Source organism: Microbispora sp. H10836, from assembly GCF_012999525.1.
Classification (GTDB): domain Bacteria; phylum Actinomycetota; class Actinomycetes; order Streptosporangiales; family Streptosporangiaceae; genus Microbispora.
Map to the genome: position 1 here is coordinate 1 of NZ_JABBWU010000003.1, position 23363 is coordinate 23363.

Consider the following 23363-nt stretch of genomic DNA (forward strand, 5'->3'; position numbering starts at 1 on the left):
AGCCATCGTGTGGTGTCCTCCGCGAGAACCTTTGGTCGGGAACTCGCTGACCGTCACACGATGGCTCGCCCCGTGTCCGGGGCTTGCATCAACAGCTTGGAGTTACACCACCCGAGGGGACGTCACCGATCAGGGTTCCGCCATGGGGTCACAGATGTGGGAGGGAACGGACTGGCCGGCGCAGTGGTATCCGCATTCGCGGACCCAGTCTCGCAGTTCGGCCAGCGAGGTTCGAGAGAGGTCGAACACCACTGTGGCCGTCTGGGCCACCGGGTTGACCTCGACCTTCAGCACACCGGGCTGCCGGCCCAGCCGTGAGGCGACGACGTTCTGTTCGGAGGCCCAGTGCAGTCCGCTGACGTCCAGAACCGCCGTGCTACGGTCCTTGCCCTCGTAACGAGTTCCCGGCTCCCCTACCACGGCTATGCCTCCCATGCCTACAGCGAACGATGGCTGCTATTTGAGATAGTAGATGCCCGGTATGCGTAGGGCCTTGGCCATGCGCTGGGAGGACCTCTTCATACACGGGCAGGACCTTCGCCCTTGGGCACATCTAGTGGCGCAGGAGGAGAGTGAAGCTGCCGCGGATTGGAAGGGAGGCCCGCAATGAAGGTGAACTATGGCCTGGTCGCCATCGCGGTAGCCGTCCTCGTCGTGGGAGCGCTCTGGCTGGGAATGCCTCTCAGCACCTTGCTCCTGCTCGGTATCGTCCTCGTATGCCCGATCATGATGATGGTCATGATGAAGGGGATGCACGGGGACGAGGGCGGGCGGCGCGATCACCCTGAAAGCAGCACGAATGACCAGACGGCCCGTCGCTGACATGACTGCCTGGACCGAGCCGTCTTCGAGAGGTGGGAGCTCATGAGATGGAGGCAGAGCCTCTCCGAAGGCGGCTCCGGCGAGTAGCCGGATAGGTCCAAGGCATCGACCGCATCGCCGAACGGACGTCCCTGCGATGCGATCCTGATGCAACTGCTCGCCCCTGAAGCCGCGTTGCGAGCGGCGGCCCCGCATGTCCACCGCCGGCACGTACGGGCGATCGCCGCTCCGCTTGCCCAAGGGTGCCCAGTCGGAGCTAGGGATGAGGGCCGCCAGAGCGGCACTCACGGCGCACACCATGAAGGCGGTGCTGAAGCCGGTGTTCGCGCCGGTCTCGATACCGGTGGCCGCGACGGTGGAGAGGGCGGCGACGCCGACCGATCCGCCGACCTCGTGGAAGGTGTTGACCATGCCCGAGGCAAGCCCGGCCTCCTGGCGAGAGACGTAGCCGAGTGCTGTCGTGGTGGCTGCGACGAACACAGTGCCGAGGCTGGCGGTGGCTACGGCAAAGCCGGGGACCAGGGTCGCCCAGACGTTCGCCTCCGCCGGCATGCCGGTGAGCAGCCAGGAGCCGCCGACCATCGCCCGCCTTGACCGGGCCGTAGATGAGAGCGACGGTAGCGCCGGTGACCAGCAGCGCCCCGGGCAGGTCGATCCGGCCCCGCTGCATCTGCCGGGCTGTCGCCGGGACGGTGAACGGTGGGGCGATTAGTGAGACCGACCGACCTACTACTACCATTAGTAGGATTCGTGGCGAGATAACCGGATGCTCCGCGAGACGAGGATTGCCATGCTCCCGACCCGGCGTCGCCTCCCTGGCATCGTCGCCCTGCTGGCCGTGTTGCTGACCGGGTGCGCAGCCGGCCAGGCCGATCAGGTCGACCAGACCCGGGCGCAGAGAACCGATTCCATGGACCCGGGCGTAGGCCACATCCATGGCCTCGGCACCGATCCGGCAGACGGCTCGATCTACATCGCCGGACACTTCGGCCTGTTCCAGGTCAGGGCGACGAACACCGCGGTCAGAATCGCCGACCGGGTTCAGGACCACATGGGCTTCACGGTCGTAGGACCCAAGACCTTCCTGGCCAGCGGCCACCCTTCGGCTGTCGACGTGGCGGCGGGAGCGCCCGCCCACCTCGGGCTGATCCGCACCACCGACGCCGGCCTCACCTGGAAGACGGTGTCGGAGGCAGGAACTGCCGACTTCCACGCCCTGCAACCCGCAGGCGCCAGCCTGTACGCCTACGACAGCCAGAGCGGGCGGATCCGCCGCAGCGTCGACAACGGCGTCACCTGGACGGACGGCGCGCACCTGGAGGTGGCCGATCTGGCAGGCTCCGCCGACCAGCCCGATCTCCTCTACGCGACCACGTCCGAGGGCCCGATGGTGAGCCAGGACGGCGGAAAGACGTTCACCGCACTGACGGGTGCACCGCCGCTCACCTTCCTGGACACGCTGGGCAAGGGGCTGCTCGTCGGGACCGCGACCGACGGAACGGTTCGTAGGAGCGAGGACGGCGGGAAGACCTGGAAGACCCAGGGGAACCTCCCTGGCCCCGCCGCAGCGTTCTCCACTACCGACGGGCGCCGACTTCTCATGGCGACAGAGGACGGCACCGTCTACCAGTCCCGGGACGGAGGCCGGACCTTCTCGACGGCGTACAAGCCCCCTCCCGCCTGATCGCCATGCGGCTCCAAGCGTCGTCGGCGCCGAAGAAGGTGGACAGCCCGACGAGGGAACGCCGCGTCGTTCACCCATGCCGGCCGGCGATTCGGGCGTACATCACGACGAGGACGGGGAACCTGACGGCCGGCGCCTCCAAGGGGGATCCAGGAGTCACCGGCCGTACGAGAATCAGCGGCGGGCGGCAGCGCCCGGGGTGATCAAGCCTGGAGGTAGCCCAGCGTGGTCATCATGCCGCTCTCAGCGTGATAGATGTTGTGACAGTGAATCATCCACATGCCTGGGTTGTCGGCGTCGAAATCGACATCCAAGGTGGTGTTCGGCAGCACGATCGCGGTGTCCTTACGGATTCCGCTGTCTGCCAGCGCGAAGGTGTGACCGTGCAGGTGCATGGGATGCCACATGGTTGTTCGGTTGACGAACGACAGCCGGACCCGCTCACCGGTTCTTACGGCATGAATGGTCTTCGGATCGTACGGCTTGCCGTCGATGGCCCAGTTGTAGGCCATCATGCTGCCGGTCAGCTCCAACCTGATCGTGCGGTCGCCCGCCTTCGACGGCAACCTCACGTCCTGCGCTGGGCGAAGCCCGTCATAGTGGACGATTTTCCCCTTGAGCTGTGCCGGTTGCGCGTTCATGCCCGGCGCCCGGCGGGTCGCACTGGTACGGACCAACGCACGGGCTGAGCCCTTCTTGCCCTCGGCGAGGGCGACCAGCGGGAACACGCCGTCCTTAAGCGTCACCAGTACGTCGTAGCGCTCTCCCATGCCGATCAGTAGCGCATCCGTCGACACGGGCTCGATGGGGAAGCCGTCGGTGTGGGTAACGGTCATCTTGTGCTCGCCGAGAGCCACCCGGACGGCGGTGTCGGCACCGGCGTTGATGAATCGGATGCGCACCCGGGTGCCGGGCTTGGCGCGGAAGGTCTCCGGCGCGGTCGGCAGGCGGCCGTTGAGGAGGAAGTAGGGGTAGGCCACGTCGCCGGCGTCCCCGCCGAGTAGTTCGCTGGTGGCGCCCATGAGCATGTGGGAGCCGCCCCCGGGGCTGGGCGTGCTCATGTCCATGCCGCCCATCCCGTCCTGGCCGCCGGCGGAATGGTTCATCCCGCCCATCATGCCCTTGCGAAGTTCCGCGAGGACCTGGTCGGGGGTGCCGGTCACGCCGTCCAGCCAGTCGTCGAGGACGACCACCCACTCCTCGTCGTACGACAGCGGCTCGTGGGGATCCTCGACGATCAGCGGTGCATACAGGCCGCGGTCGAGCTGCGGCCCGGAATGCGGGTGGAACCAGTAGGTGCCGGGGGTGGGCGCGGTGAACTTATAGGTGAACTCCGCGCCGGCCCCGATGGGCGGCTGCGTGACGCCGGGGACACCGTCGACGTCGTTGCGCAGAGCCAGGCCGTGCCAGTGCACGCTGGTGTCGGCCGGAAGCCGGTTGACCACCCGGGCCCTGACGACCTCCCCCGCTTTCACGCGGATCTGTGCGCCGGGAATGCGGCCGTCATACGACCAGGTGTCGACCACCTTCCCACCCAGGTCGACCTTCCCCCGCTGCGGGGTCAGGACGAAGTCTCGGACCGCGCCCGGGTGGCGTTCCGCTTCCGCGGCCCGCACCTGCTCCGCCGAGGGCCCGATGAAGGCCGGAGCATTACCAGTCGTGTCGGCCGCCGTGTTGCCGCTGCAGGCGGAGACGGCGGTCCCGGCGGCGATCAGCAGGCCGCCACGCAGGAAGGAACGCCGATCGAACGTAGACATGCGAAACCTCATTTGGGTCGTACTGATGGATTGAGCGGAACGCGGAGTGCCGGGCACCCGCGTGGCATCCATCAGTTCCGAAGCACGACCACACCAGTGAGGATGACGGACAGTGAAGGCACGTTGGGGGCAGCCCGCCTGTGGCTTGGCAGCCGCAGGAGCCTGGTCGACTCCTCGGCGGAGATGCGGTGCAGAAGCAGCGGCAGCCCAAGGGCCAGGCCCAGCGCTACCAGGATCGCGAGGCACACCGCGCTCGGGTCGAGTGGCACGTGGGAACCACCGGCGGTGGATGGAGAAAACTCACTGATCACGGAGCTGTGATGAGCGGTGCCGGGCATTTCGCCGACCGTATGCACTGACACCGTCGACGGCATCAACATCTCGGCATGGTCGTCGTGCTCATGCCCCAGGGTGTGCATGAATGCGATACCCGCCACGAGGATCGCCAGCAGCAACACGCGGAGAAGCGCTGCCACCGGTCCTCGGGCTGCCATCATCGCCCCCAGACGCTGAGTCGTATCTCTTATCGGCCATAGTAGTGGCTGAGGTGAGCCGTCCACCGCGAGTCCCCATGCCCAGGCGGCAGCACTCGGCCAGGTCCAGAGCGCCGACATCCCGCCGACATGTATGGGCTCCTTCGTCGTTCACCCGAGGAGCACTGGATGTCCGCGGCGATCGCCTGTGAAGTAACCCCAGGAGCAGGTGCGATCACTACGAGCTGGTACCCGTGCGAGCATCTGGCGATCACCCTGCGGCGAACGACCGGACAAGTGTACAGATATCGCAATTATCGGGATATTACGGACGGCAGACTCATACGGGTTCAATCATCATAAAAGTCTCCCGTTTGGATTGATGGCATTTCCCGTATATTGCCAATTGCGCCAAATGTCCGTTTGAGTGGTTGTGGCGCAGGAAATCAAGACCCCACGCGAGATGGCCCGTTAGCGCCATCGAGAGACAGTTCCTGTGACCGCAGGAGAAATCTCTGATCTCGCAAACCAAGGGGGAAACTAATGTCAATTCTCCAGGGGAAAATCGCCAAGCTGGCAATCTCCACGGCCCTGGCCGCCGGTGCCGCCGCCCTGGGTGCCTGCACCTGTGCAAACGCCGGGACTACTCAGGATGCCGGAAGCTTCAGCTACCCCTACTCGGGGAGCTGCAAGTGCATCGACTGTCAGTGCGGTGACTGCCAGTGCGGCGACTAGTGCCGCAAGTCTGGACGACCTTTGAATGAGCCTTTTCGGCGCCGGAGATGGCACTCTTGAAGGTTTCGAGAAGGGCTCCGGCGAGCCGTAGTTCGGCGGAGCCCCGATCGAATTTCTGCGTCCCAGATTCCCCGCTGCGGGGTGGGGCTGTGTGGTCCTGCGCCCCTACGTTTCAAGCATCCACCCGAGCACGTCGCAGCGTGTCGAGACGGGCCTGATACTCCTCGGTGTCGATTTCGCCGCGGGCGTAGCGTTGTGCCAGAAACTCTTCAGCGGACGGGAGATCAGTCCTCACGGGAGGGCGAGATGCCCGGCCAAGGTGACGGGCAAGCAGCACAACGCCGGTGATCAGTGCAGCCCAGAAGATCACGTTTCCGGCCATCATCACGGCGTAACCCCAGCCGTTCATTCCGTTCCAGTACATCATTTCGATCACCTGCTTTGATCGGTAGCCGGCTGCGGTGACAGCCGGCTCTTCGAGCATGGACCTCCCGGCACCGTCGAGGAGAGGTCAAAGGTCCCCCATCAGCCCGTCATAGGTCATCCACCGGGCGAACCGTGATCACAATGGCAACCGAAGCACCCGGCGGCCTTGGCCCGCCGGCACCTCCCAGACCCCTTTCAGCGAGGCCCCAAGTCCCACCTCCTGGGCCCTTTTCGGGTGAGGGCCCAGGGCAGGAATATGCGACTTTCGCGAGCCGGGGCATGCGTTCATGCTCTGAGATGTCTTGATCACCCCATAGCGCTGGGTGCGTCTCGTAGGGTGGCCAATCGCATGGCCAATTCCTGACCACTGGTTCGCCACTTATGACTGGTCATGATCAGATTTGGATTGCCGCTGGTAGGCAGCTTGTCGAACGGCCTCTTGCTGGCCCGACTCTATGGGCAACGCCATGATCGAAGGCGAGGTAGGGGCGATGTTCGCTGGATTAGTCCTGATCGCAAGTTCTTGAATTCGGCCTGGCCGCATTCTTTCTATCAGGCCATTTCAGTTCATTCCTTTCGGTGAAAGTTCCTTGCTGTTCTTGATTTGTTCCTGATTGCTTGCCTGTGGTTTTCGTCTGTTGTGCTGCGGCTCATCCCTTCCCTGATCGAGGTAGTCGAAGTTGAACGAGCGGAAGAAGCGGATGAAGACAGCGGTGACGAGCATCCATAGCCTCTTTCCGACTGGAAGCACTATCGGCCATGGTAATGCTCAGACACGACATAATTCCGGTCTCCACCTACGTCAGCTGGTTGAGCTCGAGACGGGATCGGCCGGTGCGTCAAGCCCGCTCTCGGCCAGAGTCCTGGGCTGCTACCGACCCTTCGGACAGGCTCGCCACGAGGCGGTCGAAGGGGGCGCCCCCGACCAGCTCGTCCAACACCGCGAGCAGGTGGGGGCAGTCACGGGCGGGATGCTCGGCAGGGCAGTCGAGCGCGTACGTAAGGAACTCGCGCGCCGCCCGAGCCCGTGCGATCAGGTCGTCCAGCTGGTGTATCTGCCGGCTCGTGTCGTGCCGCCATCGTTCCCGAGGCTGATCGAGTACCGCGGCCGCCACATCCAGGGGGATGTCCAGCCGCTTGACCATGTGCACGAAGGCAAGGCGGCGCAGTTCCTCCGGCCCGTACATCCGACGCCCGCGTTCGCGCCCGCTCGGCCATACCAGACCGCGTTCTTCGTAGTAGCGAAGTGTGGAGGGGTTGAGGCCGAAGCGCCCGGCGGCCTCACCGATGGGGATGGACTCCATGACTCCATTTGACTTCAAGGCGGCTTGAACCGAGAACCTGGTCGGCATGAGGACGCCATCGATTTCGTCCTGGGCCTTCGACGGCCCGGTTCGGTCTTCGTTCGCCATGCCCACCGGTCTTCCAGGGCGGATGGCGGGGTGGCTGATGCTGCGGCTGAACGATCCGGGGGAACTGCTCGGACTCCTCGACGTGCAGGAAGGCGATCAAGTCTGCGAGGTCGGCTGCGGACCGGGCGCGCTGATCCGCGCGCTGGACCTGGAGACCTCGGCGCAGGCGATCTGCGGTGTCGATCCGTCCGCCGACATGCTGGCCATGGCGTCGCGGCATAACGCGGCAGCCGTCTCGAGCGGCCGGGTGCGGCTGGAGCCCGGCACGGCGGATGACACCACCCAAGTCGACCAGAGCTTCGACCGGGTCGTGTCCGTCAACAATGTCGCCATGTGGCCGGACCTCGACGCGGGTGTACGTGAGCTCCACCGGATCCTCCGGCCGGGCGGCATCCTGCTGATCGCCTGGCACGGTGGAAGGGCGCCTTCTGCGATCGCCAGGAAGAACTCCCTGCCCTCACAGAAACTCAATCGAATTCGCTACGCGCTGGAGCGGGTCTTCCCGCTGGTAGAGCGCCAGGAGCTGACGAAGGTCACTGTCTTCACCGCCCAGCGGAGTGCCTGAAAGGCGCACCTGCCGTTCCTACCCCCGAGGCTATGAATTACGGCGGAGGAGGCGGGGTGCCCAGCCCGGCCAGGGTGACCGTGACCAGGCGGTGGACCGCGTCATGGCCGTCGACCGTGCCGGCCGCGGTGAGGGCGTGCAGGCAGTAGCCGGCCAGCTCCCCGGCCGCCACGTCGTCACGAAGATCCCCGTCCTGTGCGGCCTCGGCGATCAGGTTCTCCACGAACTCCCGCAACCGATGCCGCGCGCGGTCGACGTGCTCACTGCGATGCAGCAGTGCGGCGAGCTCACCGCCATGGTGGCGCGCCGAGTGGTACTGGATCTCCGCGAAGGTCCGCAGTGCGGCCCGCAGGCGTACGACGGCCGGCTCGGTCGGCTCGGCCGCCGCGGTGAGCCGGTCGAGATGTGCGTTGATCTGGCGTTCGTGCCACGCGGTGAGGACGGCCTGGGTGTCGGGGAAGTACTTGTACAGCGTCGCGCGCCCGACACCGGCGCGTTCGGCGATCTGCGACATCGTCAGCGAGACCAGCCCGCGCTCGGCCACCAGCGCCGCCATGGCGTTCAAGGCGGCATTCCGAACCGCTGCGCGATGCGCGTCGATCGTCTCGGTCCACAGCTTGGGCACGTCCAGATCATACAGGCTGTCCTCTTGTGCGACATAGTGACGTTGGCGTAGACACTATGTATCGATAAATACGATCTCGCTGCGACCTCCCGGACACCGCGGGTGGTCGTCTCGAAGAGAAAGAACGGACACCTCTCATGCAGAACGCGACCACCGGCCGGCACCATGGCGCCGCCGCCCCACACGGCATGGACACCGAGCACCCGAACTGGGAAGAGATCTACGCCCGTGGGCCGCGATGGGACATCGGCCGCCCCCAGCCGGCGTTCCTCGCTCTCGCCGCGTCCGGCGCCATCTCCGGGCGAGTCCTGGACGTCGGCTGCGGAACCGGCGAACACGTGCTGATGTGCGCGGCCCTCGGCCTCGACGCCACCGGAGTCGACATCGCGGGCGCCGCGATCGACGCCGCGGAACGCAAGGCGCACGAGCGGGGCATGAACGCCAGGTTCCTCCGTCGCGATGTGAGGCGGCTGGCCGACCTCGGGGAGTCCTTCGACACCGTGCTGGACAGCGGGCTGCTGGTCCACGTCGTCAACGACGAACAGGACCGCGTCGCCTACCTGCAGGGGTTGCGGGCGGTGGTGCCGCCCGGTGGCCGCTACTTCGTCTTGTGCTTCCGCGGCCCCCAGAGCGGCCCGGGGCCACAGCACCTGGTGCGCGAGGACGTCACCGCCTGCTTCACCGAAGGCTGGCGCGTGGACGCGACCGAGAAGACCGCCCTCGACAGCCTGACGGACGAGGACGGCATCCCGGCGTGGCTCATCGCCCTCACGCGGATCTGATCTGGGCCATCGCGACGCCGGATCCCTCCACCACAGACGAGCAAGAAAGCTCCCCGATGCCAATCCTGCATGCTCGCATCCAGACCGAACGGGCCGGGCGCTACCTCGCCCAGTTCTGCAAGCACGCGGCCGCCATGGGCGGCGGCGGCCACACCGCCCGGTTACACCCGCACGGACCGGCAGCCCGCCGCGGCGTGCGGGTGACCGCCGAGTGGTCGGACACCAGCGGAACCGTCGCCTTCACCCCATGGGGCGAATGCACGCTCACCGCCGACGCCGGCACCCTCACAGTCCGCATCGACGCACCCGAAGAGGAGGGCCTGGCCCGGATACGCGACGTCGTCACCCGCGACCTCGAGCGGTTCAGCCGCCGCGAGCCGCTGACCGTGACCTGGCAGCGGCAGGAAACCCCGGACGCCCCCGTCGTGCCCACCGGCGCAACCCCAGCCACGCCACGGTGGGGGCTTTCACGCCCGAGACTCCAGACCATCCTCCTGGCGCTGGCCATCCTCCTGGTCATCGGCCTGCACGTCGGCGTGGCCGGTACGGTCATAGCGGAATCACGCTGGACCGCCGCTGCCGGCGACATCGTCATCGTGCTCATCGTGGTGAAAATCGCGCTGATCACGTTAGCTCGCCTCCGGCTCCGCCGCCGGAAGGTCGCCAGAACCCCCGATCGAACCTGAGACAGCTGCCAGTAGCTCTGCCGGCGGTGCCACCGTTAAGGCATCGCTCGCGCAACCTGGCTGAGCGGCGGCCACAGCGCCCGTGCCCTTGTCGCTGGCCGCCTTCGGCCGCTGGCGACGGTCCAGCTCCGAGGCCGATCGCTCCCTGGACCTCGGGGTCGAAGGTTCAACCGGACGCTAAGCGGGGTGATTTTTAGGGCTGCCTGGGGTTGCTAACGGCCATGTGATCGGGTTCAAACCACTAACGCCACGCTAACGAACGATCAAGGGCCTGACCGCTGTCTCCAGCGATCAGGCCCTTGACCTGCAACTACCTGGTCGGGGTGGCGGGATTTGAACCCACGGCCTCTTCGTCCCGAACGAAGCGCGCTGCCAAGCTGCGCTACACCCCGGTCGCTTGGACTTTTCGTCCTGCGCCTCGGCAAGTCTAGCGGACTTTGCGGCTGCTTGTGCCATCTGGCGCGACGGGGCGGCGAGGAACGAGCGTCAGCAGGGTCGCCTCGGGCGGGCAGGCGAAGCGCGCGGGCGCGTAGGGCGAGGTGCCGAGGCCGGCGGAGACGTGCAGCCAGGCGCTCTCGTGCCTGCTCAGCCCCTTGACCCGGGCGCGGTCGATGCCGCAGTTGGTCACCAGGGCGCCGTAAAAGGGGATGCACAGCTGCCCGCCGTGGGTGTGCCCGGCCAGCAGCAGTTGGTACCCGTCCTCGGCGAACCGCGACATGTTGCGTGGTTCGGGCGAGTGCATGACGCCGAGGCGCAGGTCGGCGTCTGCGGGTGCCTGGCCGGCGATCTCGTCGTACCGGTCCCGGTCGATGTGGGAGTCGTGGATGCCGCCCACGTGGACGTCGAGGTCGGCCACCTTGAGGCGGGCCGTCGCGTTGTTCATGTCCAGCCAGCCGGCCTCCCGCATCGCGGCGCCCAGCTCCTCCCACGGCAGGTTCGGCATGTGCTGCCGTGAGTCCCCCTTGGAGGTGCGCCACAGGTAGCGGGCGGGGTTCTTCGGCCGGGGGGCGTAGAGGTCGTTGGAGCCGTAGACGAACAGGCCCGGCCGCTCGAGCAACGGCTCCACGGCGTACATGTACGACTCGACGGCGTCGGGGTGCGCCAGCGTGTCGCCGGTGTTCACGACGAGGTCGGGGTTGAGCGCGGCCAGCGACCGCACCCACTTGATCAGCCGGTGGCGGCGGGGCGTGAGATGCAGGTCGGAGATCTGCAGGATACGGACCGGCCGCTGGCCCGGCGCCAGGACGGGGACGTCGAAGCGGCGCAGCCGGAACCAGTTCCGCTCGAGTACGGCGGCGTAACCGACACCGGCGACGCCGAGGCCGAGGACGGACAGGGGAACCGCGGCTGCTTTCCTCACACAGCAATGATGCCCGACGTACGGCCCGCCTCCCGCATAACCTGGCGAAGACCGGAGCCCGGGCACGGCAAGATGGACGCATGAGTGCGTTGAAGGACAAGCTGAAGGCCGACCTCGCGGTCTCGATGAAGGCCCGTGACGAGGTACGGGTCCGGACGATCCGGATGGCCCTGGCCGCCGTCAACGTCGAGGAGGTCGCGGGCAAGGAGGCACGCGAGCTCTCCGACGACGAGGTGATCAAGGTGCTGACCCGCGAGGCCAAGAAGCGCCGGGAGGCCTCCGAGGCGTTCGCGGGCGCCGGGCGGACCGAGCAGGCCCAGGCGGAGCTGGACGAGCAGGCGGTCCTCGATGAGTACCTCCCCGCCCAGTTGAGCGACGACGAGCTGAACGCGCTCGTCGACGAGGCGGTCGCCGAGAGCGGCGCGCAGGGCCCCAAGGCCATGGGTCAGGTCATGAAGATCCTGAACCCGAAGGTCGCGGGCCGCGCCGAGGGCGGCCGCGTCGCCCAGGCCGTACGCGCCCGTCTGTCCGCGTAGCCGTCCGGACGCTGAGACAGTAGCGGGTCCGGGCGCTGAGACGCCGAAGGGCCGCTCCCCGGTGAGGGAGCGGCCCGTCGGAGGGAATCAGCCGAAGGGGTCGAACGGCGAGCCGCCGCCACCCGGACCGCGGCCGCCGCCGCGCCCGCCACCGGGACCGTCGCCACCGCGCCCGCCACCGGGACCACCGCCACCGTCGCCACGGCCGTCGCCGTCGCCCCGGTCGGACTTCGGCTTCGGCGGGGGCGCGCACTGGTGGGCGCAGCCGCCGAACCTCGACATGTCCGGCTTCACGAACGACGTGGGATCGACGCCCTTGAGCGCCGCCAGGAAGGTGGCCTTCCAGATCGGACCGGGGACGGTGGCGCCGAAGACCGAGCCGTACGTCCGGCCTGCCATCACCTGTCCAGGGAGCGGGTACCGCATCGGGCCGCGCGGGTCGCCGAGGCTGACCGCGCCCGCGAGGTCGGGAGTGAACCCGGCGAACCAGACGGTGCGAGACTGGTCGCCGGTACCGGTCTTGCCGGCGGCGTCCCGGCCGATGCCGCCGACGCCCGACATGGTGCCCTTGGTGAACACGCCCGACATGATGTAGGTGGCGGCGTCCGCGATCTCGGCCTCGATGACCTGCTTGCAGGACGGCTTGAACGAGGTCACCTTGTTGTAGCGGTCGGTGATCTCCGTGATCGCCATAGGCTTGCAGTACTTCCCGCGTGCCCCGATGGCCGCGTACGCGCTGGCCACGGTCACCGGATCCATCTCGTTGAAGCCGAGCGTGAACGTCTGGAACTCGCGCAGTTTCGCGCCGTCGGCCCGCTTGATGCCGAGGTCCTTGGCGGTCTTCACGACGTCGCAGAGCCCCACCCTCTGCTCCAGGGCCATGAAGAAGGTGTTCACCGACTTCAAGGTGCCGGTCTGCAGGGTCAGGAACCCGCCGCTGCCGCCCTCGGAGTTGTGCTGGACGCCCCGGGGGTCACCGACCAGGTTGCCGTCGCAGTCCTTGAAGGCCGAGGGACCGCTGGCCTGGAAGGTCGCGCCGGTGCCGATGCCGTCGTTGATCTTCCATCCCTCCTTCAAGGCGGTGATCAGCGTGAACACCTTGAAGGTCGATCCTGCCTGGAAGCCCGCGCCGCCGCCGTGCTGCGCGTCGGCCACGACGTTGATCGACATCTCGTTCTTCTTCTTGCTGGTGCCGAACTTCCGGCTGGCGGCCATCGCTCTGATGGCACCCGTGCCCGGTTCGACCAGAGCCTCGGAGGCGACCGGCTTGTCGGCCGGGTGGACGTACTTCTTGATCGCCGTCTCGGCGGCCTTCTGCATCTTCCGGTTCAGCGTGGTGCGGATCGTCAGGCCGCCGCGGGCCAGGAAGTCCTGACGGGCCTTCTTGGTCTTGCCGAACTGCGTGTCGTTGAGGATCTCGTTGCGCACGTACAGGCAGAAGTACGGGTAGTCGCTCTCCTCGCAGCCGCCGGGGATCTCCTTGTCCTTCCACCCCAGCTTCTTCTTCTTGGCCGCGTCGCGCTCGGCGTCGGTGATGATGTCCAGCTGGGCCATGCGGTCGAGCACGACGTTGCGCCGGGCCAGCAGCCGGTCCCGGAACGTCTTGCCCCGGTTGGGGTCGGTGGCGTTCGGGTCCTGGACGGCTCCCGCCAGCGTCGCGGACTCGGCCAGGTTCAGCTCCGAGGCGTGCTTGCCGAAGAACCGCTTGGACGCCGCCTCGATGCCGTACGCGCTGGCGCCGAAGTAGGCGATGTTGAGATACCGGTTGAGGATCTCGTCCTTGCTGTACTTCTGCTCCATCGACATCGCGTAGCGGATCTCGTTGAGCTTGCGCCCCACGGTCGGCGCGACGGCGGCGGCCTTCTCCTCGTCGGTCTCCGCCTTGTTGAACAGGACCTGCTTCACGTACTGCTGGGTGATGGACGAGCCGCCCTGGGTCACCCCGCCGGTCGTGAGGTTCTTGACCAGCGCGCGGGTGGTGCCCTCGACGTCGAGCGGGCCGTGCTCGTAGAAGCGGAAGTCCTCGATCGCCACGATCGCCTGACGCATGATCGGCGCGATGCGGTCCATCGAGACCGATTCCCGGTTCTCGAAGTAGAACTGGGCGATCTGCTTGCCGTCCGCGTCGAGCAGGACCGTCTTCTCGGGCAGCGGCGGTTCGTCGAGGTCCGCCGGCTTGAGGCTCAGGGTCTCGATGCTCGATTTGACCGTGACGCCGGCCCCGCCGACGGCGGGTAGTGCAATCGCCGCCGCCAGCACTCCCGCGACGCCCGAGGCGCCGACAAGACGCAGGGCCGCACCTGTCCGGGATGCCAGAGTTTTGCCGTGAGCTTGCACGGAACCAAGGGTACGTCCGTTTGGCGGCTCTCCCGGCATCGACCTCACGGAACGGCATTACCCCCGCGAGGGGGGGACTAGTCATTCCCGGCCACATGGCCTGACTTGACCATGCACGAATTTGGTCCCCCCGGGGTATGTCGGTTCGATCGTTTCCTTGCGTACTTTCTCCTCTGCGGCTACTGCAACCAGGAGGCCCGACGCCCGCGCCCGTCGGCCGAAACGACGACTGACCACCTAAGGGGAGTGGGGTCGAACATGTGGATCACGGATTGGACCTCCCGTGCCGCCTGCCGAGGTGCGGATCCTGACGCACTCTTCGTGCAAGGCGCCGCCCAGAACCGGGCCAAGCTCATCTGTCGTGGATGCCCCGTCCGTACCGAATGCCTCGCCGATGCGCTGGACAACCGCATCGAGTTCGGGGTGTGGGGCGGTATGACGGAGAGGGAACGGCGCGCGCTGCTCAGGCGCAGGCCGGACGTGGAGTCCTGGCGAGACCTGCTGGAGTCCGCCAAGGAAGAGTACGAGCGGACGAACGAGCTGATCGCCGGCTGAGCCGGCGCGGCGTCCCGCTGTGGAGCGGGACGCCGGACGACACGTCTTCAGGACGCGAGGAGTTGCCCGATCTGGCGCAGTCCCGCCAGATCGTGCACGTCCTCGGGCATCGCGGGCACCTGTGCGATGGGCACCGTCGGATGGGCCGAGGTGAAGTGCTCCTGCTGGCGCTGCTCCCGGGCGGCGAGCTGCATTCTTCCGGCGTGCAGCCGCAGCACGGCGGCGGTCAGCTCGTGCTCGCCCCTGGCGTCGAGATCCTCGGCGGCGGCGGAGCTGCGCGCCGCCGACAGCGACGGCGCCAGCGGACGGTGCACGCGGTTGACGACGAGCCCGGCCAGCGGCATGCGCTCGTCGGCCAGCCGCTCCACGAAGTAGGACGCCTCGCGCATCGCGTCGCGCTCCGGCGCGGCGACGACGACGAACGCGGTGCCGGGTGCCTGGAGCAGCCGGTACGTCTGTTCGGCGCGCTGCCGGAAGCCGCCGAACACCGCGTCGAGCGCGGTGACGAACATCTGGATGTCCCGCAGCACCTGGGCCCCGATCACCTTGGTCAGGATGCCGGCGACCATCCCGAAGCCGGCGTTGAGCAGCTTGAACGCGCTGCGCCCGCCGACCTTGGCCGGTGCCGTGAGGATGCGGATCAACCTGCCGTCGAGGAACCGGCCGAGGCGCTCGGGGGCGTCGAGGAAGTCGAGCGCCGACCGCGACGGCGGGGTGTCCACCACGATCAGGTCCCACTCGTCCGAGCGGCGCAGTTGGCCCAGCTTCTCCATGGCCATGTACTCCTGCGTGCCGGAGAAGCTGGACGACAACGACTGGTAGAAGGGGTTCGTCAGGATCTGCCGGGCCCGCTCGGGGTCGGCGTGGGCCTCGATGATCTCGTCGAAGGTCCGCTTCATGTCGAGCATCATCGCGTGCAGCTCGCCGCCGGCCTCCCCGGCGCCGTCGACGCCGTGGACCCGCCGTGGGGTGTTGTCGAGCTCGGTCAGGCCCATCGCCTGGGCGAGCCGCCTGGCGGGGTCCACGGTCAGGACGACCACCGAGCGGCCCCGCTCGGCGGCGCGCAGCCCGAGGGCCGCGGCCGTCGTGGTCTTGCCGACACCGCCCGAGCCGCAGCACACGATGATCCGGGTGTCCGGATCATCCAAGATCGCGTCGATGTCCAGCGCGGGCGCCGTCCTCGTCACAGCTCAGCCTCTCACTCGATGCACTCGATCAGCAGGTCACGCCGCGCCCTGGGCCCGCAGCGCGTCGGCCAGCTCGTAGAGCCCGGCCAGGTCGGCGCCGTCGGGCAGCAGCGGCAGGTCGTACCGCGGCACGTCGGCCTCCTCCAGCGCGCCGCGCTCCCGCTTCTCCAGCTCGGTCCGCAGGGCGTGCTCGCACACCTCCCGGGCGAGCGCCTCGGCGACCGCGGAGGCGTCGGCCCTGGCGTCCGTCAGCCCGGCCGCCTTGAGGCCGAGCGCGAGCTCGGCGGAGTCGAACCCGCCCCCGCAGGCCGCCGCAAGCACGCCCTCGGGCAGCCCGGCGGGGCGCACCATGTTGACGAACACGCCGCCGACAGGAAGCCCGGTCGTGCGCAGCTCCTCGATGCCGTCCAGCGTCTCCTGGACGGGCATCTCCTCCAGGAGCGTCACGAAGTGGACGGCCGTCTCCGGGGAGGCGAGGACGCCCCGCACCAGATCGGCGTGGTTCTTGATGGGTCCGACCCGGGCCAGCCCGGCGACCTCCTGCGTCACGTTGAGGAAGCGGGAGATCCGGCCGGTCGGGGGCGCGTCCATGACGACCGCGTCGTACACCCTCCGGCCCAGCTTGTCGCGGCGCCGTACGGCCTCGCTGGTCTTGCCGGTGACCAGGACGTCCCGCAGGCCGGGAGCGATGGTCGTGGCGAAGTCGACCACGCCCATGCGGGTCAGCGCCTTGCCCACGCGCTTGATGCCGTAGAACATCTCGAGGTATTCGAGCATCGCCTCTTCGGGGTCGATGGCCAGCGCGTACACGTCGCCGCCGCCGGGCGCCACGGCGACCTTGCGCTCCTCGTACGGCAGCGGCGGCAGGTCGAACGCCTGCGCGATGCCCTGCCGTCCCTCGACCTCGACGAGCAGCACCTTGCGCCCGCCCGCCGCCAGGGCAAGCGCGAGCGCGGCGGCCACCGTGGTCTTCCCGGTGCCACCCTTGCCGCTCACCACGTGCAGGCGCACGCCGTCCCAGTCGGTGTCACGGGCCTCCCCGTTGCTTCCGGCGCGACCGCCGGTCGGCTGACTCACCGTGCCTCCTCCGCGTCGGCGTGCCTGCTCCACTCGCCCACGTGAGGAAGGCTACCCAAGGGTTACCTGCCGATACGCGGCGGTCGTCCCCCGTCGCGACCGGTCGGGTAAGGGTTTGCCAACGGGCTCCCGCCCGAACCGCGTTCCTGGGCGCCCCGGGCGCGCCCCGCCTCGATAGCCTTTGGCCATGACCAAGTGGGAATACGTCACCGTGCCGCTGCTCACGCACGCGACGAAGCAAATTCTGGACAATTGGGGCGAAGACGGGTGGGAGCTCGTCTCGGTCATCCCGGGGCCCAACCCGGAGCAGTTGGTCGCCTACATGAAGCGGGCCAAGTGATGGCGACCCCGGAGGAGCGGCTCGCCGAGCTCGGGCTCACGCTGCCAGAGGTCGTGCCTCCGCTGGCCGCGTACGTGCCCGCCGTACGGACGGGCGACTACGTCTACACCTCCGGCCAGCTCCCGCTCGTGAATGGCGAGCTGGGCGTCGCCGGCAAGGTCGGCGCGGAGGTGTCGGCCGAGGAGGCCAAGGAACAGGCGCGCATCTGCGCCGTCAACGCCCTGGCGGCCATCAAGGCCCTGGTGGGCGACCTGTCGCAGGTCGTGCGGATCGTGAAGGTGGCCGGGTTCGTCGCGAGCGCTCCCGGCTTCACCGGGCAGCCGCAGGTCCTCAACGGCGCCAGCGAACTGCTCGGCGAGGTGTTCGGCGAGGCGGGCAGGCACGCGAGGAGCGCGGTCGGCGTGGCGGTCCTCCCGCTCGACGCCGCGGTCGAGGTGGAGGTCATCGCGGAGGTCCGCTGACGGGGTCCGGCTCACCGGAACCGGGGTTTGCGGTCTCGCGAAGGCGTGGGGGAGCATGGGGCCGGTCGAACCGATGGTTGTTCTGGAGGGCCTCATGGGGTTTCCGCTGCCCGGCGAGGTCGGCGAGCGGGCGCGGGAGATCCTCGCCGGCCGCCGGGCCCCCGTCCCCGCCCGGGACGCGGCCACGGTGGTGTTGCTGCGTGACGATCCCCTGGAGGCGTACCTCCTCAGGCGCACGGCCACGATGGCCTTCGCGGCCGGTGCCTACGTGTTCCCCGGCGGATCGGTCGATCCGCGGGACGCCGACCACGCCGTGGCCTGGGCGGGGCCCTCGCCCGCCGAGTGGGGCGAGGTCTTCCGGGCCGACGAGAGCACGGCCCGGGGCCTCGTCTGCGCCGCCGTGCGCGAGACGTTCGAGGAGTCGGGCGTGCTCCTGGCCGGGCCGGGCCCGGACGCGGTGGTGACGGACACGACCGGACCCGACTGGGAGGCCGACCGCCTCGCGCTGATCGCGCGCACGCTGTCGTTCGCCGAGTTCCTCGACCGGCGCGGTCTCGTGCTCAGGTCCGACCTGCTCAAGGCGTGGGCGCACTGGATCACGCCGGTCGTGGAGCCCCGGCGCTTCGACACCCGCTTCTTCGTGGCGGCCCTGCCGCCCGGGCAGCGTACGCGTGACGTGGGCGGGGAGGCGTCGGGGGTCGCCTGGATGCGGCCGCGGGACGCGCTGGCCGCCGCGAGGGCGGGAACGGCGCACATGCTGCCGCCCACCTTCCGGACGCTGGCCGAGGTGGCGGCGTTCGAGTCGGTCGGCGACGTGCTCGCCTGTCCCCGGTCGATCACGACCGTCCTGCCGGAGCCCGCCGAGGTGGACGGGCGGATGGTGCTGATGTTCCCCGAGACAGGAGAGACGGGCGAGTGAGCGGTCTGCGCATCCCGGTGGAGGGACCGGACGGCTCCGGCACGGCGAGCGCCGTGAACGTGCTGGCGCCCAATCCGTCGCCGATGACCCTCGACGGCACGAACACGTGGATCGTCGGCGGGGAGCGGGCCGTGCTGGTCGTCGACCCCGGCCCGGACGACGAGGCCCACCTGCGGCGGGTCGCCGAGCGGGTGGACGGGCGCCGGGTGACCGCCGTTCTGCTGACGCATGGCCATCCCGACCACAGCGAGGGCGCGGGGACGCTCGCGCGGATGCTCGGCGCGCCGGTGCGGGCGCTCGACCCCCGGCACCGCCTGGGCGACGAGGGCCTGGTCGACGGCGACGTCGTCACGGCGGGCGACGTGGACGTGCGGGTCGTCGGCACGCCCGGGCACTCGTTCGACTCGCTGTGCTTCTGGCTGCCCGGCGACCGGGCGATGCTCACCGGCGACACCATCCTCGGCCGGGGCACGACCGTGATCGCCCCCGACGGGAACCTCGGCGACTACCTGCGCAGCCTCGACAGGCTGCGGCAGGGCGCCGAGATGCTGGAGGCCGCGGCGCTGCTGCCCGGCCACGGGCCCGTGCTGCCCGACCCGTCCGGGGTGCTCGACGCGTACATCGCCCACCGGCGTGAGCGACTGGAGCAGATCCGCGAGGCGATCCGCGGGGGCGCCAGGGACGCCCGCGAGATCGTCGAGTTGGTCTACGCCGAGGTGGACCGGTCGCTGTGGCCGGCCGCCGAGATGTCGGTGGCGGCCCAGCTCGACTATCTCAAGACGCTCTAGCCTCGCCCAGCCGTCGCTCAGCCGTCGCTCAGCGGGAGCGGTTGTAGAGCCGCTCCCTGTCCATGATCACCACGGCCTTGGCCTCGATGCGCAGCCAGCCGCGCTGGGCGAAGTCGGCCAGGGCCTTGTTGACCGTCTCCCGTGAGGCGCCCACGAGCTGGGCGAGCTCCTCCTGGGTGAGGTCGTGGTGCACCCGGATGCCGTCGTCGGTCTTCTGCCCGAAACGGTCGGCCAGGTCGAGGAGCTGCTTGGCGACACGCCCCGGGACGTCGGTGAAGACGAGGTCCGCGAGCACGTCGTTCGTACGGCGCAGCCGCTGGGCCAGGGCGCGCAGCAGGTGGAGGGCGACCTCGGGCCGGCCGGTCAGCCACGGCCGAAGGTCGTCATGGCCCAGCCCCGCCAGGCGCACTTCGGTCAGCGCGATCGCCGAGGCCGTGCGCGGGCGCGGGTCGAACAGCGACAGCTCGCCGAACATCTCGCCCGGGCCGAGCACGCTCAGCAGGTTCTCCCGGCCGTCGGGAGCGGTGCGCGCCAGCTTGATCTTGCCCTCGAGCACCACGTAGAGCCGGTCGCCCGTCTCGTTCTCACTGAAGAGGGTGCGGCCCTTGGGCAACTCCACCTCGGTGATGCTCGCACGCAGAGCCGCGGCGCTCTCGCGGTCGAGCGCGGAGAACAGCGGCGCCTTGCTCAGTACTTCCTCGGTGCTCACGGTGCCTCCTTGCTGCGGGCGCGCTCGGTCGCCGGCTCCGTGCTAGCCATTGTGACCCACACCTTCCGCGACGCATTACGGGGTGTCCCGTTACGTGGCATGGGTGTCGGTCCCGGCTCGCAGCCGTGTGCGTGGTGCCTGGCGAAACAACACAATCTTGGCGGAAACCTATCCTTACGCCCGTTGCGCGCTCGACCGGCTCGGGCGGCCGGCCGTCCCCCTACGGGCTCAGTGTATTGCGCAGCGTAGGGACAAATTGGCAAATACAGGCCGCATATGTGGCATGTATGACAAGGCTCTCGTCGCGGTGGACGGGGAGGTGGGCGGTCGTCCGAGGCCCTACGCTTGCGGCATGGCGACGAACACGGCCGCTCCCCGACGGCGTCAGCGCCAGGCCGAGAGCCGCCTGGGGCTCGTGCGGCGGGCGCGGCGGATCAACCGGATTCTGGCCGAGACCTACCCCGACGCCCATTGCGAACTCGACTTCGGCAACCCTCTGGAGTTGCTGGTCGCCACGATCCTCTCGGCGCAGTGTACGGACAAGAGAGTCAACATGGTCACTCCGGTGCTCTTCGCGAAGTACCGGACCGCGGCCGACTACGCCGGAGCCGATCGCGCCGAACTCGAGGAGATCATCAAATCGACCGGGTTCTTCCGGGCGAAGGCCAACAGCATCATCGGGATGGCGCAGGCCCTTTGTGAGCACCACAAGGGGGAGGTTCCGGGCAAGCTGGCCGATCTGGTCAAGCTCCCCGGCGTGGGCCGCAAGACCGCGAACGTCGTGCTCGGCAACGCCTTCGACGTCCCCGGCATCACCGTGGACACGCACTTCCAGCGGCTGACCAGGCGCTTCGGCTGGACGGCCGAGACCGATCCGGTGAAGATCGAGCACGAGGTCGGCGAGCTGATCCCCAAGTCCGAGTGGACGATGCTGTCGCATCGGCTGATCTGGCACGGCCGCCGCATCTGCCACGCGCGCAAGCCCGCCTGCGGCGTGTGCCCCCTCGCCGCCCTCTGCCCGTCGTACGGCACCGGCCCCACGGACCCGGACGAGGCGCGCAAGCTGGTGCGTCCGGGCCCGTTCTCGTGAATCCACGGTGATCGGGAAGCTCGGGCGTTCTTCCGTGGTTGTACGGCACGCCTGGGCCCGAGCGTGCCCAGCGTGACGATGCGGTGTGACGATGTGGAGGTGGTCGTGGCTCCCGCCTGGTTGACGGAGCTGGCCGCGAAGGCCGCGCACAGTCCTGTCCCCACCGGCTTGCGGCCGCCCGCCAACGGCTCCGGCCGCTCGGCCGCGGTGCTGTTGCTGTTCGGCGAGGGCCCGGAAGGGCCCGACATCCTGCTCATCCAGCGCAGTTCGAAGGGCCGTGTGCACGCCGGCCAGCCCGCGTTCCCCGGCGGCGGCGTCGATCCCGGTGACGACGGCCCGATCGGCGCCGCGCTGCGGGAGGCGCAGGAGGAGACCGGGCTCGACCCCGCGGGCGTCGAGGTCGTCGGGACCATGCCGGAGCTCTACGTGTGGCGCAGCGACAACCGGGTGACGCCCGTGCTCGCCTGGTGGCACACGCCCTGCGCCGTGCACGCCGCGTCTCCCGACGAGGTCGAGGCCGTCGAGCGGGTCCCGGTCGCGGAGCTGGTGGACCCGGCCAACCGGCTGCGGCTGCGCCACCCGCGCGGCATCGTCCCCTCCGTGGCGTTCCGCGTACGCGGCCTGCTCGTGTGGGGCTTCACCGCCGGGGTGCTGGACGGCGTGCTGACGGCGGCGGGCTTCGAGCGCCCCTGGGACCGCTCGCGGGTCGAAGATCTTCCTCCCGAGGTCGTCAACCTGGCCGCGCGGGGCTGAGCCGGCGGGGTGCTCGTACGCCGCGTACGGCGACGAGACCCGGCAGACGCCCGCACACGACGACGGGCGTGCCTATACCGTGGAAACTGTGCGCGGCGATCTTCTGGATCTCATCCTGATCGGCCTGGTGGTGGCCTTCGCGGTGTCGGGCTACCGGCAGGGCTTCATCATCGGGGCCTTCAGCTTCTTCGGATTCGTCGGCGGCGCCATCCTGGGGTTGTTCATCGCGCCACCCCTGGCGGGAGCGATCGTCAGCGGCGACATCGAGCGGGCCCTGTTAGCCATCGTCATCGTCTTCCTGACGGCCACCGTCGGGCAGTTCGCGTCCTCCACCATCGGCGCCATGGCCCGTAGCCACGTCACGTGGGAGCCCGCCAAGGCGGTCGACGCCTTCGGCGGCTCGGTCGCCAGCGGCCTGTCGGTTCTGGCCATCGCCTGGCTGATCGGCTCCCTGATGGTCTCGATGAGCATCGGCCAGCCGCTGATCAAGGACCAGATCAACGGCTCGGTGATCTGGCAGAGCGTCGACGACGCCATCCCGGACGGCGTGGGAGCGCTGCAGAAGCAGTTCAGGGACTTCGTCAGCACCTCGGAGTGGCCGCAGGTCATCACCTCGATCGGCGGCCAGAACGTGCCGCCGCCGGACCAGAGCCTGATCAACGGAAGCCCTGCCCTCGTCCGGGCCCGCAGGGCGATCGTCAAGGTGCAGGGCACGGCCCCGAGCTGCCGCAAGCGCATCGAGGGGACCGGGTTCGTCTACGCACGACAGCGGATCATGACCAACGCCCACGTCGTCGCCGGGGTCACCGAGGGGCTGCACGTGACCGACTACGACGGCAACCAGTACGACGCCCGGGTGGTCCTGTACAACCCCGAGCGGGACATCGCGGTCCTGTTCGTCCCGGACCTGCCGATCGGCGCGCTGCGCTTCGACATGACCGCCGAGAAGGGCGACAGCGCGATCATCGCCGGTTACCCGAAGGGACACCCCTTCACGCCGCTCGCCGCGCGCGTCAGGGTCAAGCAGCGCGCCGAGTCGTACGACATCTACAACAAGCGCAAGGTGGAGCGTGAGGTCTACGCGATCCGCGGCAAGGTCCAGCCGGGCAACTCGGGTGGGCCGCTGCTGAGCCCGGAGGGCCGCGTGCTTGGAGTGATCTTCGCCGCCGCGACGGACCAGCCGGAGACGGGCTTCGCCCTCACGGCGGAGGAGGTCATGCGCGACGCCACCGACGGCAGCGGCGCCGTCGCCCGTGTGGGCACGCAGGACTGCGACTGACGCGC

At 68.8% G+C, this 23363-nt stretch carries 27 protein-coding genes and 1 tRNA gene; 15 read left to right on the forward strand and 13 right to left on the reverse strand.

What is annotated here, in order from left to right:
• Positions 1-129: 129 nt before the first annotated feature.
• Positions 130-435, reverse strand: a complete 306-nt coding sequence (locus HHX30_RS07350) for a cation transporter (RefSeq protein WP_211591731.1) — start codon at positions 433-435, stop codon at positions 130-132.
• A gap of 171 nt (positions 436-606) precedes the next feature.
• On the opposite strand from HHX30_RS07350, the gene HHX30_RS07355 reads away from it, so the two are divergent.
• From HHX30_RS07355 to HHX30_RS07365, 3 genes are all read left to right on the forward strand, one after another.
• Entirely contained in the window at positions 607-822 is a 216-nt protein-coding gene (locus HHX30_RS07355; protein WP_169980798.1) for a DUF2933 domain-containing protein, read from the forward strand.
• Positions 823-1084: 262 nt separating this feature from the next.
• The gene (locus HHX30_RS07360) at positions 1085-1270 is read left to right on the forward strand and encodes a hypothetical protein (protein WP_211591732.1); all 186 of its coding nucleotides are present in this window, start codon (positions 1085-1087) and stop codon (positions 1268-1270) included.
• A 342-nt stretch (positions 1271-1612) separates the two neighbouring features.
• Complete coding sequence (locus HHX30_RS07365; protein ID WP_169980801.1) at positions 1613-2506, forward strand: F510_1955 family glycosylhydrolase; 894 nt, start codon at positions 1613-1615, stop codon at positions 2504-2506.
• A gap of 203 nt (positions 2507-2709) precedes the next feature.
• Here the strand turns inward: HHX30_RS07365 and HHX30_RS07370 are convergent, their stop codons facing one another.
• From HHX30_RS07370 to HHX30_RS07390, 5 genes are all read right to left on the reverse strand, one after another.
• The gene (locus HHX30_RS07370) at positions 2710-4335 is read right to left on the reverse strand and encodes a multicopper oxidase family protein (RefSeq protein ID WP_311922182.1); all 1626 of its coding nucleotides are present in this window, start codon (positions 4333-4335) and stop codon (positions 2710-2712) included.
• The gene (locus HHX30_RS07375) at positions 4335-4739 is read right to left on the reverse strand and encodes a hypothetical protein (RefSeq protein ID WP_169980802.1); all 405 of its coding nucleotides are present in this window, start codon (positions 4737-4739) and stop codon (positions 4335-4337) included. Before HHX30_RS07375 ends, HHX30_RS07370 begins: the two co-directional genes overlap by 1 nt.
• A gap of 904 nt (positions 4740-5643) precedes the next feature.
• Entirely contained in the window at positions 5644-5955 is a 312-nt protein-coding gene (locus HHX30_RS07380; protein ID WP_211591733.1) for an SHOCT domain-containing protein, read from the reverse strand.
• 504 nt (positions 5956-6459) lie between these two features.
• The gene (locus tag HHX30_RS07385; protein ID WP_169980803.1) at positions 6460-6621 is read right to left on the reverse strand and encodes a hypothetical protein; all 162 of its coding nucleotides are present in this window, start codon (positions 6619-6621) and stop codon (positions 6460-6462) included.
• Between the two features lie 115 nt (positions 6622-6736).
• Positions 6737-7309 carry a MerR family transcriptional regulator gene (locus tag HHX30_RS07390; protein ID WP_249349801.1) on the reverse strand — a complete coding sequence of 191 codons (573 nt, stop codon included), beginning with the start codon at positions 7307-7309 and terminating at the stop codon, positions 6737-6739.
• A 37-nt stretch (positions 7310-7346) separates the two neighbouring features.
• Between HHX30_RS07390 and HHX30_RS07395 the strand changes: the two genes are divergently transcribed.
• The gene (locus HHX30_RS07395) at positions 7347-7874 is read left to right on the forward strand and encodes a class I SAM-dependent methyltransferase (protein ID WP_169980805.1); all 528 of its coding nucleotides are present in this window, start codon (positions 7347-7349) and stop codon (positions 7872-7874) included.
• Between the two features lie 37 nt (positions 7875-7911).
• Here the strand turns inward: HHX30_RS07395 and HHX30_RS07400 are convergent, their stop codons facing one another.
• Positions 7912-8499, reverse strand: a complete 588-nt coding sequence (locus HHX30_RS07400; RefSeq protein ID WP_169980808.1) for a TetR/AcrR family transcriptional regulator — start codon at positions 8497-8499, stop codon at positions 7912-7914.
• A 137-nt stretch (positions 8500-8636) separates the two neighbouring features.
• On the opposite strand from HHX30_RS07400, the gene HHX30_RS07405 reads away from it, so the two are divergent.
• The gene (locus HHX30_RS07405) at positions 8637-9281 is read left to right on the forward strand and encodes a bifunctional 2-polyprenyl-6-hydroxyphenol methylase/3-demethylubiquinol 3-O-methyltransferase UbiG (RefSeq protein WP_249349802.1); all 645 of its coding nucleotides are present in this window, start codon (positions 8637-8639) and stop codon (positions 9279-9281) included.
• A gap of 56 nt (positions 9282-9337) precedes the next feature.
• Positions 9338-9967, forward strand: a complete 630-nt coding sequence (locus HHX30_RS07410; protein ID WP_169980809.1) for a DUF2218 domain-containing protein — start codon at positions 9338-9340, stop codon at positions 9965-9967.
• 315 nt (positions 9968-10282) lie between these two features.
• On the opposite strand, the gene HHX30_RS07415 is transcribed toward HHX30_RS07410, so the two are convergent.
• Together HHX30_RS07415 and HHX30_RS07420 are read right to left on the reverse strand one after the other, a co-directional pair.
• A tRNA-Pro gene (locus tag HHX30_RS07415) sits at positions 10283-10359 on the reverse strand.
• 35 nt (positions 10360-10394) lie between these two features.
• Positions 10395-11327 carry a metallophosphoesterase gene (locus HHX30_RS07420; protein WP_169980811.1) on the reverse strand — a complete coding sequence of 311 codons (933 nt, stop codon included), beginning with the start codon at positions 11325-11327 and terminating at the stop codon, positions 10395-10397.
• A gap of 80 nt (positions 11328-11407) precedes the next feature.
• On the opposite strand from HHX30_RS07420, the gene HHX30_RS07425 reads away from it, so the two are divergent.
• Positions 11408-11863 carry a GatB/YqeY domain-containing protein gene (locus tag HHX30_RS07425; protein WP_169980813.1) on the forward strand — a complete coding sequence of 152 codons (456 nt, stop codon included), beginning with the start codon at positions 11408-11410 and terminating at the stop codon, positions 11861-11863.
• A gap of 87 nt (positions 11864-11950) precedes the next feature.
• On the opposite strand, the gene HHX30_RS07430 is transcribed toward HHX30_RS07425, so the two are convergent.
• Positions 11951-14200, reverse strand: coding sequence for a transglycosylase domain-containing protein (locus HHX30_RS07430; RefSeq protein ID WP_311922190.1), 2250 nt, complete (start codon positions 14198-14200; stop codon positions 11951-11953).
• Positions 14201-14458: 258 nt separating this feature from the next.
• On the opposite strand from HHX30_RS07430, the gene HHX30_RS07435 reads away from it, so the two are divergent.
• Positions 14459-14755 carry a WhiB family transcriptional regulator gene (locus HHX30_RS07435; RefSeq protein ID WP_030506755.1) on the forward strand — a complete coding sequence of 99 codons (297 nt, stop codon included), beginning with the start codon at positions 14459-14461 and terminating at the stop codon, positions 14753-14755.
• A 47-nt stretch (positions 14756-14802) separates the two neighbouring features.
• Here the strand turns inward: HHX30_RS07435 and HHX30_RS07440 are convergent, their stop codons facing one another.
• Together HHX30_RS07440 and HHX30_RS07445 are read right to left on the reverse strand one after the other, a co-directional pair.
• The gene (locus tag HHX30_RS07440) at positions 14803-15942 is read right to left on the reverse strand and encodes an ArsA family ATPase (RefSeq protein WP_169980815.1); all 1140 of its coding nucleotides are present in this window, start codon (positions 15940-15942) and stop codon (positions 14803-14805) included.
• A gap of 36 nt (positions 15943-15978) precedes the next feature.
• Complete coding sequence (locus HHX30_RS07445; RefSeq protein WP_311922195.1) at positions 15979-17019, reverse strand: ArsA-related P-loop ATPase; 1041 nt, start codon at positions 17017-17019, stop codon at positions 15979-15981.
• Between the two features lie 187 nt (positions 17020-17206).
• On the opposite strand from HHX30_RS07445, the gene HHX30_RS07450 reads away from it, so the two are divergent.
• From HHX30_RS07450 to HHX30_RS07465, 4 genes are all read left to right on the forward strand, one after another.
• Positions 17207-17359 (forward strand): DUF4177 domain-containing protein, encoded by a 153-nt coding sequence (locus HHX30_RS07450; RefSeq protein WP_143737071.1) that lies wholly within the window; start codon positions 17207-17209, stop codon positions 17357-17359.
• Complete coding sequence (locus HHX30_RS07455; RefSeq protein ID WP_169980816.1) at positions 17359-17820, forward strand: RidA family protein; 462 nt, start codon at positions 17359-17361, stop codon at positions 17818-17820. Before HHX30_RS07450 ends, HHX30_RS07455 begins: the two co-directional genes overlap by 1 nt.
• Before the next feature lie 94 nt (positions 17821-17914).
• A complete protein-coding gene (locus tag HHX30_RS07460; protein WP_169980821.1) occupies positions 17915-18739 on the forward strand; it encodes an NUDIX domain-containing protein in 825 nt (274 codons plus the stop codon).
• Positions 18736-19527, forward strand: coding sequence for an MBL fold metallo-hydrolase (locus tag HHX30_RS07465; RefSeq protein WP_311922198.1), 792 nt, complete (start codon positions 18736-18738; stop codon positions 19525-19527). Before HHX30_RS07460 ends, HHX30_RS07465 begins: the two co-directional genes overlap by 4 nt.
• A gap of 28 nt (positions 19528-19555) precedes the next feature.
• On the opposite strand, the gene HHX30_RS07470 is transcribed toward HHX30_RS07465, so the two are convergent.
• Entirely contained in the window at positions 19556-20236 is a 681-nt protein-coding gene (locus tag HHX30_RS07470; protein WP_169980823.1) for a Crp/Fnr family transcriptional regulator, read from the reverse strand.
• Between the two features lie 352 nt (positions 20237-20588).
• Between HHX30_RS07470 and nth the strand changes: the two genes are divergently transcribed.
• The 3 genes from nth to HHX30_RS07485 all read left to right on the forward strand — a co-directional run bounded on the left by nth (position 20589) and on the right by HHX30_RS07485 (position 23358).
• Positions 20589-21326, forward strand: a complete 738-nt coding sequence (gene nth / locus HHX30_RS07475; protein WP_169980825.1) for an endonuclease III — start codon at positions 20589-20591, stop codon at positions 21324-21326.
• Between the two features lie 78 nt (positions 21327-21404).
• A complete protein-coding gene (locus tag HHX30_RS07480; protein ID WP_169981489.1) occupies positions 21405-22079 on the forward strand; it encodes a CoA pyrophosphatase in 675 nt (224 codons plus the stop codon).
• Between the two features lie 88 nt (positions 22080-22167).
• Positions 22168-23358, forward strand: coding sequence for a MarP family serine protease (locus HHX30_RS07485; protein WP_169980827.1), 1191 nt, complete (start codon positions 22168-22170; stop codon positions 23356-23358).
• Positions 23359-23363: the final 5 nt, after the last annotated feature.